We start from the raw sequence: 13,687 nt of genomic DNA, 5'->3' as shown, positions 1-13,687 counted from the left end.
CCTGTTCGCCCTATCCACATCACTGCTGCTATGAACTTTCTGTTGTCCTTTGCACTCCTTCCACTATCCCCTTTCTTTCCGGGTAAACTCTCCTTTATCCTTTCCCATTGCTTATCTTTTAAGTCGTATAACATCCTTAGCTTCTCTCAAAAATTGTTATTATAACTCCTTTCTTTTTGAATGTCTACACTACCTAGTAAATGCAAACCTTTATAACAGGAACAGATACAGATATTGGTAAAACCATCGTAAGTAGTTGGCTATGCTTACATACTGGATACTCATATTTCAAACCTATTCAAACTGGATGCATTTTAGGTAAAGATAGTTGTAAAGTCAGGGAATTAACTGGTGCTAATGTTTATAAAGAGGCCTTTGTTTTTCAAGAACCATTATCACCACACTTGGCAGCACTACGTGAAAACAGAAGGGTTGATATTCATGAAATAAAACTACCTCAGAAACCTTTTTTGATTATAGAAGGTGCTGGTGGAGTTTTAGTGCCAATCAATGAAGATACATTTATGGTTGATCTCATCAAGAAATTTGCTGCTCCAGTGATCTTGGTTGCTAGGTCCACCATTGGGACAATTAATCATACGTTGCTGAGTTTAGAAGCATTACGTGCCAAAAATGTAAGTGTGTTAGGAGTAATTTTAAATGGACCACACGATCAAGATAACTTTAATGCCATAGAGTTTTATGGTAAGGTGCAAGTATTAGCATCAATACCTAAATTGCAATGTATAAGTAAAGAGTCCCTCAGACAAATTCCACTTTCAACTCAATTGCGGAGGTTATATGAGCTTAAATAAACGTGATAGAAAGATTATATGGCATCCATTTACACAAGAAAAGGTAGGTGAATTTCCAATTGCAATCAAGAAAGGGAGTGGGTCATATCTTTATGATGAAAACAACAAGCCATATCTGGATCTTATATCTAGCTGGTGGGTGAATCTACATGGTCATGCTCATCCTGAAATTGCAAAAGCTATATACGAGCAAGGCATAACATTAGAACACGTAATTTTTGCTGGATTTACTCATGAACCTGCAGTGCAACTTTGTGAAAAATTACAAGCTTTATTGCCAAATCAGTTTTCAAGATTCTTTTTTTCTGACAATGGTTCAACTGCTGTTGAAGTAGCAATTAAGATGGCTTATCAGTATTGGAAGAATCAGGGAGAACTTAAGAGAACTACTTTTTTAAGTTTTGATGGTGGGTACCACGGTGATACGTTTGGTGCAATGAGCGTGAGTGCATCACCTGGATTTCATTCTACATTTTCAGAGTTGTTATTCTCTGTTTTGACAGTTCCTTTTCCTGAAACTTGGTATGAAGATGAAGAAGTAGAGAGCAAAGAAACCTACGCGTTGGAAGTGCTTGATAATCACTTGCGTACTTGTGGTGACAAAATTGCTGCATTGATTTTAGAACCTTTGGTACAAGGAGCAAGTGGTATGAAAATGTGCCGCCCAGAGTTTATCAACAAAGTTGTTGCTTTAGTGCGTCAGTATGAAATTTTGATAATTTTTGATGAAGTAATGACTGGTTTTGGTCGCACAGGTACTTACTTTGCTTTTGAGCAAACCAAAGTCATACCAGATTTTTTATGCCTTTCTAAAGGGTTAACAGGTGGGTTTTTACCACTTGCCCTTACAGTTACTACTGAAAAAATTTATTCAGCATTTCTGGGTGATAAGATGTTTGCCCATGGCCACTCTTATACCGCTAATCCTTTAGGTTGTGCAGCAGCCATTGCCTCTTTAGATTTATTAATTAAACCAAGTACCATGAACTCAATTCAGGCAATTCACAATGTGCATGAACAAGAATTATTAAACCTTTCAGCAAATACAAGCATTAAATGTGCACGCATTACAGGGACAATAGCAGCATTTGATACCCATGATGCACAGACTTTAAAAAGAAAGTGCTTAGAGCAGGGGCTTTTAATCAGGCCTCTAGGCAATTCAGTTTATCTGCTACCTCCTTATTCAACGGGTGTGCATGAACTTCAGGAAGTTTATGCAAAAATTCGCGATCTCTAGCTTGCAATTACCAAATAGATTTATTATAAAACCTATTTGGTGAGAAGGAAAAAGCACCTTAAGAGCATATTAACTGTGGATTTTTTTGAGGAAGAATTATGAATGGTAAAGAACGTGCGAAGCTATTAAGAGATGTAAAGGTTTATACTAAAGAAACTCCCCTGCATTGGGCTGCTAAAAAGGGTTTGAAAGAGATTGTAAAGCTTCTAGTAGAAAGCAATGCAGATGTTAATATTAAAGATAAATATGGCAGAACTCCTTTACATCGGGCTACTAAAAATGGTTATACGGAGGTAGTAAGGTATCTATTAGAAAAAAATGCAGATGTTAATGCTCAAGATCAACTTGGAAACATTCCTTTACATTTTGCTATAAGAGGTGGTCATAAGGAGATAATAGATATCCTATTAGCACAAGAAGGTGTAAAGATTAATAATAAGGATGAATGTGGAGACACTCCTTTACATCTGGTTGTTGAAAGAGGGCAGATAGAAGTAGTAAATGCTCTATTAGAAAAAGGGGCAGATATTAATGCTAAAGATATGTATGAAAATACTCCTCTACATCGGGCTATTGAAAATGGTCATAAAGAGATAATAAATTCCCTATTAGCACAAGAAGATGCAGATGTTAATGCTAAAAATCAACTTGGAAACGCTCCTTTACATCTGGCTGCTGTGCAGGGGCAGATAGAGGTAGTAAGTGCCCTATTATCAAGAAAGGATATAAATGTTAATATTAAAGATAAATATGAAGGAACTCCTTTACATTTGGCTGCTGCAGAGGGGAAAGTAGAAATAGTAAATGCTCTATTAGAAAAAGATGCAGATATTAATGCTAAAGATGGATGTAGAAGCACTCCTTTACATCTGGCTGTTGCAAAGGGTCAGATAAAAGTAGTAAAGGCTCTATTAAATAAAGGTGCAGATGTTAATGCTAAAAATATGTATAGAACAACCCCTTTACATTGGGCTTCTAAATGTGGTCATAGAGATATAGTCCTGATTTTATTAGCAAGAGGTGCAGATCCTTCATTAAGGAATAGTAATTATATGACCCCCATAAACTTAGCTAGGAATGGAGAGATAAAAAAGCTTTTTGAGAGTACAAAAGGTGAGTTGCTTAGGATGCAAAATGAGAGATAATTGGTAAGAGCGATATGCCATCCCTTAAGCCTTCCCTTGATTCTATGAAAGCAAATAGACCTCTTTCGAAACCGATTTATGGTGAGAGGAGAAGTGCAAGCGAGCACCGCAGTTGAGTAGAGCTTCGATAACAAAATTGCTGTCAGAATTTGAGTTTCGACAGAGGTCTATTTTCAAGGACAAGTTTTTTTTGTATAGTAAGGGCTAATAGTCTAAGTAAAATAATGTCTTTTTTAATCATAGCAAATTGGAAGATGAATGGAACGCGGTCTTCATTTGTGGATTTTATAGGTAAGCTCAATAAAAAGAGTGACAAAGTTTCTTCGCAGTTAATTGTCTGTCCACCTTTTACGTCATTTCCGGATAAGATAGAGTTAAATGGTAATATTAGTATAGGAGCACAGAATTGTTATCACCAAAAATCAGGTTCTTATACGGGTGAAGTCAGTGCAGAAATGCTGAAAGAGTTAGGGTGTATATATGTAATCCTTGGGCATTCAGAAAGAGGCTATGAGACCGATAATGAAATAAAACTTAAAGCAGAAGTAGCATTAGAAGCAGGTTTGCATCCTATAATCTGTGTCGGTGAAAAATTAGAGGATTACAAGAGTGGAAAAACAAAAGAAGTAATAGAATATCAGTGTGCGAGTCGGTTGCCAGCCTGTGGTAAGTACACAATAGCATATGAACCGATATGGGCTATAGGTACGGGTTGTGTGCCAAATAACGATTCGATTTCTAAGATTATAGAGGTTATTAATAGTAAAAGAAATGTTATTTACGGTGGCTCGGTAAGCTCAAAAAATATAGAAGATTTGCTCAATATTCCTACTTTATCAGGAGTGCTAATTGGTAGTGCAAGCTTAGATTTTGATCACTTTTATGCAATTATACAGAAAGTTGAGGAAAGGTTTTAGTTATAGTACCGGATTAGAAAACAATAGAAAAGGATGGACGGGAAAAGAGATATTAAAAATAATTGACTAAATCAATATATATGCTAAACTAGTTAATAATTAATTAACTTGGAGGTATATATGGGTTATGGAAGGAGAAATTTAAGTGAAAAAGAGTATAATGCCTTCAGGCAATTGCTTTTAACGCTTGAAATTGAGTGGAAGGATTGTGAAGGTCAAGATATCATACAAGTAATTAAAAAACGGCACCATTCTTTATCAAGAAAGTTTCATCCTGATAAAAATGTAGGTGTTACAGAAAAGCAGAAAAATCATAGTGAGAAAAGGATAAGAGAAATCAATCGTGCTAAAGCATTGCTTCAGGAGTTTGTAGTACAGCCATTGGAAAAAGGCTTAAGTAAAAGAAATCTAGTGAAGGAATTGCGCAGTAAATTGTATGGTTATAGTCTTGAAGAATTGAAACAGTATTTGGATAATAATGATAATAAGAAATTCTCTAACAAACAGATGTCAATCGTACGTAATGTAGCTGTGCTTGTAATGTTAAGTATCCTGGGGCAAGTTTTAGGATCCTGCGCATTAATTGCATTTTTTATAACTAATGGTATTTTTTGTAATGTACCATTATTAGTGGGTGCCTTAGCTCCATTACTAACGTCAAATATTATTAATAGGGCTGTGGGAGATATCTATCGTAAACATGGCAAAGAATTTAACAGCAAGACTATATTCACGTTATTGTTTGACTTTGATCAAGAATGTGAAGGTTTTTTAGAAAATTATAAAGATTCTTCAGAGAAATGTAAAGATTTTTTAGAAAATGATAAACCCAAATTGAAGTGGTTAAAAAATTCATTTATTTTGTGCAACATAATTTGCACATCTTTAATGTTTTATGGTGTGGGATTAGACTTAGTTGCTAATGGTTTTGGTGTAACTAACTCTATATTGTTATCTGGTTTACTACTTGTATTACCATTATTAGTATTTGTGATTGCTGCTGCACCTATTTTACATGCATTTTCTAAGTACGCGATGATAAATATTATAGAAGAGCAATTTAAAGGTAATGGTAAATATAATGAAAAGCCAAGCAGTAATGTAAACACTGGTGGTGCTTTTCCCTACAATTCAGGTTGTGAAATGGGGGTTTGATAGGCAAATTCTTGACCATTTAAAGTATATTAGCTATGCCATCCGGAGTTGAAGCCTGACTTTAAAAAGATAAATTTTTTATATTTTGGCTTTTTAGCTTAAATATGTTATAATACACGGTGATTGTCATGTAGGTATATTTTATGAGCTATAACGAAAAAATTCTCGATCATTATGAAAATCCAAGGAATGTTGGTTCTCTGGATAAGGATGATCCACATGTTGGAACTGGCTTAGTTGGTGCGCCATCATGTGGTGATGTGATGAAATTGCAAATCAAAGTAAATGACGAAGGTGTTATTGAGGATGCAAAATTTAAAGCTTTTGGTTGTGGTGCTGCTATTGCATCAAGTTCCCTTTTAACGGAAATAATAAAAGGAAAAACTGTTGAAGAGGTGATGGAAATAAAGAATACCCAAATAGTGCAAGAGCTATCCTTACCTCCTGTTAAGATACACTGTTCAGTGCTTGCCGAAGATGCAATTAAAGCAGCTATTAAGGATTATAATAATAAACAACAAACAGCAAGTGGAGATGTTGTAAATAATTAGATTGGAAGGAAATGTGGCCACAAAAGAAAGGAAAGACCCTGTTACTATAACGGATAGCGCTTTGGAGAGGATAAAACATCTGCTGGAAGAAAAAACTCATGATGCATCAGAAGAGGTAATAGGAATCAGAGTACTAATTAAACAAAAGGGGTGCTCTGGTTTGCAATATGGCATTGAATATGCATATGACGTTCGCCCTTTTGAATCAGTAATTGAAGCGTGTTGTAGTAATGGTAAGGAAGTTAAAGTGTTGATTGATCCAAAATCTCTAATGTTTATACTTGATTCTGAAATGGACTATGTGGAAGAGAAATTTTCATCTGGTTTCGTTTTTAGAAATCCTAATGAAAAGGGAAAATGTGGTTGTGGAAAAAGCTTTCATGTGTAGTAATTATTTTGCACTATTTGAAATTGAGCCAGCTTTTAATATTGATTTAAATGAGTTGGAAAAGAAATATATTGCACTAAGCAGGCAGTTTCATCCTGACATCAATAAAGAACATTATGAAAAAATAATTAATATTAACAAGGCTTATAAGACATTAAAATCGCCACTTGAGCGTGCTGAGCACATTCTTGATCTTTATAATATAGAGAGTAAAGAGGATAATTTAAATACTGAAATTTTGTATGAATCGATGGAGATAAGGGAATATCTAGTGGGTTGTGATGATTTCCAATCTGCAAGTAAAATGATAGACGAGAAAATAAAAGATTGTATGGGAATTTTAACTAACGCTTTTGCTTTGAAGGATTTTAATGATGCTACTTCGCAAGTTTTAAGATTGAAATACTTATACAAATCATTTGAGGAGGTAAAGAAAAATGCAGCCAATTCAAATTTCTGAACCAAAAAAACTGAGTACAGATGAAATAGTTTTTGGCATAGATCTTGGCACTACTAATTCTTTAATTGCTATGGTGAACAAAACCGGCAATGTAGAGATCTTTAAAGATGAACAAGAAAGAGAACTTCTTCCTTCTGTTGTCTCATATGAAAACGATGTAATAAAAACAGGTTATGACGCAAGTAGCGAAGCGATTTACTCAGTAAAGCGTTTAATGGGTAAAAGTGTCGGTGATCTGAACAAAGAGGACGTGAATTTTGAGATAGATCATGAAAGTGAAAAAGTCATCAGAATAAAATGTGCAGAGGAAAAATATCTAACACCTATTGAGATTTCTGCTGAAATACTTAAAGCTTTGTGTAGAAGGGTGAAAAAATCTGCAGGACTGACAGTAAAAAAAGCAGTTATTACTGTTCCAGCTTACTTTAATGATTCAGCAAGAAATGCAACTAAGTATGCAGCAAAATTGGCTGGGATAGAAGTGCTTCGTCTTGTCAATGAACCAACTGCAGCAGCGCTTTCTTATTCCATTGAAAAAAATAACAACAGTGGAATATATGCAGTTTATGACTTAGGTGGCGGAACATTTGATATTTCGATTCTTAAATTGCACGAGGGAGTATTTCAAGTGCTTGCGGTTGGTGGCGATACTCAACTTGGTGGTGATGATTTTGATCATTTGCTGAGTGCAATTATATTGGATAAATACAGAGAGAAGACAGGCAAGAGACCTACTACAAAACCTGTTTTTGATGAATTGCGTTCTGTGAAAGAGCATCTCAGTACTAATACTACGGGTATTTTTGAATTTAATATTAACAATGAGTTATTTAAGTATGAAATAACAAGAGAAGAATTTGAGCAAGCAATAGATCCTTTAGTAAAAAAAACTATTGAGATAGTTACTTATACTATAAACGACATAGACCTTAATATTGATGACATTCAAGGAGTAATTTTAGTTGGTGGTTCAACCAAGTTGCCGTTAGTTAAAAACTCATTAATTAATCTTTTTGGAGATAAAGTATTAGACGATGTGGATCCGGATAAAGCAGTTGTTACTGGAGCGGCTTTGCAGGCTTATTATCTCACTGCTGGCGCAAAAAATAGAAATATCTTACTGGATGTTTTACCTTTATCACTTGGCATAGAGACTATGGGGGGAATAGTTGAAAAGGTTTTACAACGCAATACCCCGCTGCCTGTTTCAGAAACAAAAGAGTTTACCACTTATGCAAATGGACAAACAGCAATGAAGATTCATGTTTGTCAGGGGGAGCGTGAGATGATAGCACATAATAAATCCCTTGCTCAATTTGAGCTAAAAGGTATACCACCGCTTCCTGCAGGGTCAGCAAGGATTGAAATAGAATTTACAGTGAATGTTGATGGCATACTTACTGTGACAGCAAGAGAAAAAACTACAGGTGTTGAACAAGTAGTGGAAGTAAATCCAAGTTTTGGCTTGAGTGAAGCTGACATTCAAAGTATGGTTGAGCAATCAGTAGAAAGTTTTGATGAAGATCTAAAAGCTCGTGCTCTTGCTGAAGCTAAGATCAACACAGGTAAACTTATAAATTTGATTGAGATGAGCAATACTGATCTTTTAAACAACGTACAATTTGCAACTTTACTACAGAAAGTAAAGATTGCTTTACAAGAAAATGATTTAGCTGAAATAAATCGGACAATGGCTGAATTGGAGAGCTTTTCTTTTGAATTGTGCAAGTCAACAAAGTTATAGACTTCGCTATTTATGATTAAAGATAAACCTTTAATTAACCATACTTATTTGTTATATTTCTAAGGATTTTATTGTATTTTCTAACCAATGAATATTTTTAAAAAGACGTTTACTCTAATTTTCAATAAGCTGGATGAGTTAAAGCAAAAGAACATCATAAACGCGAGTGTTATAAACTTTATTGTTGAACCGCCAAGTAATAGGATACATGGTGATATTTACACAAATGTTGCTATGGTGATTGCAAGATATGAGAGAAAGAACCCTATCAAAATCGCGGAAATTTTGGCTAAAGAGTTTGAGCTTTTTGATGAGGTTGCAAGAGTGGAAGTAGCAGATCCCGGCTTTATCAATATGCATTTAAAAATGAGTGTATGGCATGACATTTTGCAGCAAATAAATGAACAAAAAACCGAATTTGGCAACTTGAGTATTGGTAATAATCAGTCTGTGAATATAGAATTTGTATCTGCAAATCCGACAGGGCCGTTGCATATTGGCCACGCAAGGGGTGCTGTTTTTGGTGATGTTTTAGTGAATTTACTCAAAAAAGTTGGCTATAAGGTAATCAAGGAATATTACATTAACGATGCTGGAGCGCAAGTAGATACGCTAGTGCAGTCAGTGTATTTACGATATAGAGAGGCTTTGGGAGAGAAAATAACTATAGAAAAGGGCCTATATCCTGGCGAGTATTTGAAGTCAATCGGGGAGGAATTGGTAAAAGAATATGGCAAAGAGCTTTTGGGTGATCAAAACAATCAGGTAATGAGAAACTACGCTCTAAACTCCATCTTGCAGATGATAAAAGAAGACTTAAGCCTGCTGAAAGTGGAACATGATGTTTTTACTTCAGAATACGAATTGCAAAAGAGTGGTAAAATTGAAGAGAGTATAAAGATATTATCCGATAAGGATTTAGTATATGAAGGATATTTAGAGAAACCAAAAGGTAAAGAGAGCGAAAACTGGACTGCAAGGAAACAGATGCTATTTCGTTCTACGCAATTTGGTGACGATGTTGATCGTGCACTAAAAAAGGAAGATGGAAGTTGGACTTATTTTGCATCAGATATTGCCTATCATTATGATAAAATATCGCGAGGGTTTAACTATATGATAGTAGGACTTGGCAGCGATCATAGTGGATACATCAAAAGATTGAGAGCAATAGTCTCTGCACTGAGTAACAAAAAAGTAAAAATAGAGGTAAAATTACATAACATAGTAAATTTTTTAGAGAATGGCAAGCCTGTAAAGATGTCCAAAAGATCAGGAAATTTCTTAACAGCAAGAGATGTAGTAGAAGAAGTTGGCAGTGACATTACGCGTTTTATCATGTTAACACGCAAGAATGATATGGTGCTCGATTTTGATTTTGCCAAAGTCAAAGAGAAATCAAAAGATAATCCTGTTTTTTATGTGCAATATGCGCATGCTCGTGCTCATTCATTGATGCGCAATGCTCCGAAAGCACTACCAAATGCAAATCCATCGCTTTTAGTAAGTGATGGAGAATTATTCCTAATCAAAACCTTAGCAAAATGGCCAAGTGTAGTAGAAATTTCAGCAAAGCTCTGTGAGCCTCATAGAATAACCTTCTATTTACTTGAAGTCGCGGAGGCATTTCATGTTTTATGGGGATATGGTAAAAGTGATTTAAACATGCGCTTTATACTAGAAGATAACTTAAATCTCACTGCTGCAAGAATGTTTCTCGTACAAGCTGTAGCGCACATCATTAGCTCAGGGCTCTCTATCTTAAATATCGAGCCTCTGGAAGAAATGGTGTGATTTTTTTCGCTAACCTTCTTTCGAAACTGATGGCAATTTTGTTTCTCCTCAACTGCAGTACACTTCTCCTCTTCCCATAAATCGGTTTCGAAAGAGATCTATTGTTTAAATTTCTTCTTAGATTTAGTTTCTTCCTCAACATCTGGTGACTAGCCAACATTATGTCTTTACAAACAATAATACAATATATTATACAGTATATTAAATTTCAGAAACGAGATTGGTATGTTAAAAAGATATCTTGAAAGTACCCTTAATCAGCATGGATATAGCCATGTTCAGCAAGGAACCCATAACCCTTCTTACTGCAATGATGAGATAATGTATGAGGAGCTATTTAATACCATAAAAGGTAACAGCTTGGAGGAAGAGAAGCTGAAAAATATTGAAGAGCTTTTTAAAAAGGAACTAGAACCAGATATCAATTTTAAAAACAAATCCGGTGATACGTTTTTACATGTTGCAATGCGTAAAAAGGAAGCAAAAGTTATTAAGTTACTTATAGAGAACGGAGCAAAAACTGATATTCAAAATGATAATGGTGTAACTCCACTAGATATTGCTCGAAATAAAGGTATTACACGATTATTAGCTATAAACCTACAAGCATCTGCTAAAGAACAATCTTTCAATGAAAAGGACAGATTTATACGAGTTACAGTTGGAAAAGCAAGAAGTGATTCCTTTGCAGAATTTCTGAATACAGATGAAGGACAGAAAATGTATAATGCTACATGTAAAAATAAAGCTGTAAATAGAATGTCCAGTATTCTACACGGAGCAGGAAGTAAAGCAAAAGATGCTTTTCAAGGCTTATATGATCTATGGTTTAATGAAGAAGGTAACAAGAGACCACCATTAAAAACTTTGGAAAACAATGGGGTGACTCTAGCTAGAATATCAAGTATTTTAAGTAGAGTAGTACAGCAGGATGAAATAATTCAAGAAAGTATGAGTCACTTGAAGAACGTAAGCAATATTGGAAAAGCAGTGTCTGAGCCACATAGATCACATGTAAGTCCATTGAATAAGCGTAAAAGATCAGAAGAAGATTATGTTAATGCAAAGATGTTCAAGAAAGAGGATACATATGTTAACTCGGTTCAAACTACTGAACAAAGGCAAAGTAGTAGTTATATGGAAGAGAATAAAGTAGGTCAGCAAGGTTTAAACAGAGATGTTGATTATCGTGCTCTTTTAGATCAAATCTTTTATGATTTATGGTCTGATGAGAAAGGTAACGAAAGACAAGGTTCAGGTAGAGGTATGGATTATTCTACTCTTTTAGATCAAATCTTATATAACCTCTGGTCTGATGAGGAGGGTGACAAAGGACGAGGTCTAGACAAAGATATTAATGATTATACTCTTTTAGATCAAATGTTGCATGATCCATGGTTTGATGAAAAAGGTGACATAAATCAGCAAGGCACTGCTGTCGGGCAGGAACCTAGTACGAGCATGCTAAATATAGAATTTTACCAGCTAAATAATAAATTTCTGTAATAGTGTTACCAAAAAGAAGGTGTGTTTGCTATTTTTGCGTGCTATTTTCTCTTACTAAAACCTTTTATATGCTTTTTTTGTTTTACTACTTTTTATCCTCGTTTTTAAATCTAAAAGAGGAATAATTAATACGGCCTTAAGTAGAAGATAGCTTGACTTTTCAATACAATAAAAATATTGTAAGTTCTACTGTTATATTAATTTAGGAAAAGTTATGTATGCTATAAAATATATAAAAACAGCTTTACATTGTGCTGCTGAAAATGGTCTTAAAGCAGTAGTAAAGTCTTTAGTGGAAAAAGGTGCAAATATTACTGCTCAAGATAAAGATAAAAAAACTGCTTTACATTATGCTGCTAACAATGGTCATAGAGAGATAGTAAGATTTCTAGGTGACAAAGGTGTAGATGTTAATGCTAGAGATAATGGTGGGAACACTGCTTTGCATTATGCTGCTAAAAATGGTCATGAAGATATAACAAGGATTCTATTAAACAGAGGTGCAGAAGTTAATGTTGTAAATGACTTAAAAAGAACTCCTTTACATGGAGCTTTTAAATGTGGTAACAGAAATATAATGATGGTTCTGTTATTAGCAGGTGCAAAGCCTTCATTAGAGGATCGTTATAGTAGAACTTCAATAGAGTTAGCTGAAAGTGATTATATAAGACAGGTTTTTAAAGATGCAAATGTGATTGAAGCATCTAAACCTAATCCTAAATTAAATGAAACGCAAGAGCACAAGCATATTCCAGATGCAGGTAAGAGTGTAAAGTAGCCATTTTTTGAGTATGTGCATCGATGATTGTTGATGCACTCCTTCTATTGCACTAACACAATTCCATTTTAAGTTTAAAAAAAAGAGATATTAACGCAATTTAAACTAGCAAATAATTTGGCTTTTTCATAGAAATATTGTAGGCTCAACTACATATATTAATTCGAAGGGAAGGGAATTATGGGTCCTATAGATCAAGGTGGAAAAGATGCTTTACATTGGGCTGCTGAAAATTCGCTTGAACGCACTTGGGATCAAGAAATTTTGTGAATGTCATATTTTTATGCTTATATTATAGTAAGATTATACCATTTTTTCATTATTTTGTATAATGAAATTTTAATAGTTTTTAAAGGAGGTCGATTAACGTTAATTTAATTTAATTCAAATACACTGACAATTGGTAAGGTTTTTGGCGTGTAAAATTATGAGTGATGAAGATCTTTTTAAAGAAAACGATAATATTGAAGAAAATAATGACGACGATATAAGAGAAAAATACCTAAAAAACAGTAGTTTACAAGAACAATATAAAGAAGAAGATGAGCAATATATACAGAAATATATAGAAGATCACTTTAAGGATTTTGAAGATATCTTCACTCAGATTAATGAAGGAATTGACAAATTGGATAGCTATGAACGAACTATGCAAGTAAAGCGCAGTATAGATAGGCTAATAGAAACTCTGTACAGCCAAGCAGCATCTGAGGATATTAATGTAGAACTTGAAACTACAAAACACACTTGCGATAAGTCAAACTCTATCAAGAGAATACAGGAAAAGAGAAGAAAACAAACAATAGAAGAAACATTAAGCCATATTTTTACTCAACAGCAAGAGCTAACGAATACTAAACATAAAACAGAAGACATCCATGAAATTAAGATGCAAGTTAAATCTTCAATTAAGGACGTATTATTTTCTGTGATTGCTAATAGAATGGATCCAAAAAAAAGAGCTGGAGAAACTGCTGATAGTAATGAAAAACAAGCTCACATATATGGTAGAACACCAGCCGGCGGAGTATTAGGTGCGTTATTAAAAACATTTTTAGTTGCAGTGAATGCCGTAATACATGAGGTTGCTAAGTCACTTAAACATACCGATAAGCATGAAACATCTTTTACCAAACAAGTTGAAGAAAGCAGAAATACAGAATCACACAAAGGCCGTTCAATATAGCTCATTTC

At 34.4% G+C, this 13,687-nt stretch carries 13 protein-coding genes; all 13 read left to right on the top strand.

Going from position 1 to position 13,687, the window contains the following annotated elements:
* The first annotated feature begins 200 nt into the window (after positions 1 to 200).
* The 13 genes from bioD (at position 201) to IC220_RS01640 (ending at position 13,679) form a co-directional block, all read left to right on the top strand.
* Complete coding sequence (bioD, locus tag IC220_RS01700) at positions 201 to 815, top strand: dethiobiotin synthase (protein ID WP_188152875.1); 615 nt, start codon at positions 201 to 203, stop codon at positions 813 to 815.
* Positions 802 to 2,055 carry an adenosylmethionine--8-amino-7-oxononanoate transaminase gene (gene bioA, locus IC220_RS01695; RefSeq protein WP_188152874.1) on the top strand — a complete coding sequence of 418 codons (1,254 nt, stop codon included), beginning with the start codon at positions 802 to 804 and terminating at the stop codon, positions 2,053 to 2,055. Before bioD ends, bioA begins: the two co-directional genes overlap by 14 nt.
* A gap of 98 nt (positions 2,056 to 2,153) precedes the next feature.
* Complete coding sequence (locus IC220_RS01690; protein ID WP_188152873.1) at positions 2,154 to 3,200, top strand: ankyrin repeat domain-containing protein; 1,047 nt, start codon at positions 2,154 to 2,156, stop codon at positions 3,198 to 3,200.
* 224 nt (positions 3,201 to 3,424) lie between these two features.
* Positions 3,425 to 4,117 (top strand): triosephosphate isomerase, encoded by a 693-nt coding sequence (locus IC220_RS01685; RefSeq protein ID WP_188152872.1) that lies wholly within the window; start codon positions 3,425 to 3,427, stop codon positions 4,115 to 4,117.
* 120 nt (positions 4,118 to 4,237) lie between these two features.
* A complete protein-coding gene (locus tag IC220_RS01680) occupies positions 4,238 to 5,272 on the top strand; it encodes a J domain-containing protein (protein ID WP_188152871.1) in 1,035 nt (344 codons plus the stop codon).
* A 143-nt stretch (positions 5,273 to 5,415) separates the two neighbouring features.
* Entirely contained in the window at positions 5,416 to 5,823 is a 408-nt protein-coding gene (gene iscU / locus IC220_RS01675; protein WP_188152870.1) for a Fe-S cluster assembly scaffold IscU, read from the top strand.
* Positions 5,824 to 5,836: 13 nt separating this feature from the next.
* Positions 5,837 to 6,211, top strand: coding sequence for a HesB/IscA family protein (locus tag IC220_RS01670; protein ID WP_188152869.1), 375 nt, complete (start codon positions 5,837 to 5,839; stop codon positions 6,209 to 6,211).
* On the top strand, positions 6,204 to 6,671 hold the full coding sequence (hscB, locus tag IC220_RS01665; RefSeq protein WP_188152876.1) for a Fe-S protein assembly co-chaperone HscB: 468 nt from the start codon (positions 6,204 to 6,206) through the stop codon (positions 6,669 to 6,671). The genes IC220_RS01670 and hscB overlap by 8 nt, the downstream gene beginning before the upstream one ends.
* Positions 6,649 to 8,415 carry a Fe-S protein assembly chaperone HscA gene (gene hscA / locus IC220_RS01660; protein ID WP_188152868.1) on the top strand — a complete coding sequence of 589 codons (1,767 nt, stop codon included), beginning with the start codon at positions 6,649 to 6,651 and terminating at the stop codon, positions 8,413 to 8,415. The genes hscB and hscA overlap by 23 nt, the downstream gene beginning before the upstream one ends.
* Before the next feature lie 87 nt (positions 8,416 to 8,502).
* On the top strand, positions 8,503 to 10,209 hold the full coding sequence (argS, locus tag IC220_RS01655; protein WP_188152867.1) for an arginine--tRNA ligase: 1,707 nt from the start codon (positions 8,503 to 8,505) through the stop codon (positions 10,207 to 10,209).
* Between the two features lie 225 nt (positions 10,210 to 10,434).
* Positions 10,435 to 11,715 (top strand): ankyrin repeat domain-containing protein, encoded by a 1,281-nt coding sequence (locus IC220_RS01650; RefSeq protein ID WP_188152866.1) that lies wholly within the window; start codon positions 10,435 to 10,437, stop codon positions 11,713 to 11,715.
* A gap of 214 nt (positions 11,716 to 11,929) precedes the next feature.
* Positions 11,930 to 12,493 carry an ankyrin repeat domain-containing protein gene (locus IC220_RS01645; RefSeq protein WP_188152865.1) on the top strand — a complete coding sequence of 188 codons (564 nt, stop codon included), beginning with the start codon at positions 11,930 to 11,932 and terminating at the stop codon, positions 12,491 to 12,493.
* Positions 12,494 to 12,920: 427 nt separating this feature from the next.
* On the top strand, positions 12,921 to 13,679 hold the full coding sequence (locus IC220_RS01640; protein WP_188152864.1) for a hypothetical protein: 759 nt from the start codon (positions 12,921 to 12,923) through the stop codon (positions 13,677 to 13,679).
* The last annotated feature ends 8 nt before the right edge of the window (positions 13,680 to 13,687 follow it).

Source organism: Wolbachia endosymbiont of Pentalonia nigronervosa (assembly GCF_014534705.1).
In the GTDB taxonomy this organism is placed as follows: Bacteria; Pseudomonadota; Alphaproteobacteria; order Rickettsiales; family Anaplasmataceae; genus Wolbachia.
Note: the sequence above shows the minus strand (reverse complement) of the source record. Positions and strands in the feature narration are given on the sequence as shown.

Bases quoted from the DNA above. Each gene is read 5' to 3' on its own strand.
- bioA (WP_188152874.1), top strand. From the start codon at position 802: ATGAGCTTAAATAAACGTGATAGAAAGATTATATGGCATCCATTTACA.
- IC220_RS01690 (WP_188152873.1), top strand. From the start codon at position 2,154: ATGAATGGTAAAGAACGTGCGAAGCTATTAAGAGATGTAAAGGTTTAT.
- hscA (WP_188152868.1), top strand. From the start codon at position 6,649: ATGCAGCCAATTCAAATTTCTGAACCAAAAAAACTGAGTACAGATGAA.
- hscB (WP_188152876.1), top strand. From the start codon at position 6,204: ATGTGTAGTAATTATTTTGCACTATTTGAAATTGAGCCAGCTTTTAAT.
- IC220_RS01650 (WP_188152866.1), top strand. From the start codon at position 10,435: ATGTTAAAAAGATATCTTGAAAGTACCCTTAATCAGCATGGATATAGC.
- IC220_RS01645 (WP_188152865.1), top strand. From the start codon at position 11,930: ATGTATGCTATAAAATATATAAAAACAGCTTTACATTGTGCTGCTGAA.
- IC220_RS01680 (WP_188152871.1), top strand. From the start codon at position 4,238: ATGGGTTATGGAAGGAGAAATTTAAGTGAAAAAGAGTATAATGCCTTC.
- IC220_RS01685 (WP_188152872.1), top strand. From the start codon at position 3,425: ATGTCTTTTTTAATCATAGCAAATTGGAAGATGAATGGAACGCGGTCT.
- bioD (WP_188152875.1), top strand. From the start codon at position 201: ATGCAAACCTTTATAACAGGAACAGATACAGATATTGGTAAAACCATC.
- IC220_RS01640 (WP_188152864.1), top strand. From the start codon at position 12,921: ATGAGTGATGAAGATCTTTTTAAAGAAAACGATAATATTGAAGAAAAT.
- iscU (WP_188152870.1), top strand. From the start codon at position 5,416: ATGAGCTATAACGAAAAAATTCTCGATCATTATGAAAATCCAAGGAAT.
- argS (WP_188152867.1), top strand. From the start codon at position 8,503: ATGAATATTTTTAAAAAGACGTTTACTCTAATTTTCAATAAGCTGGAT.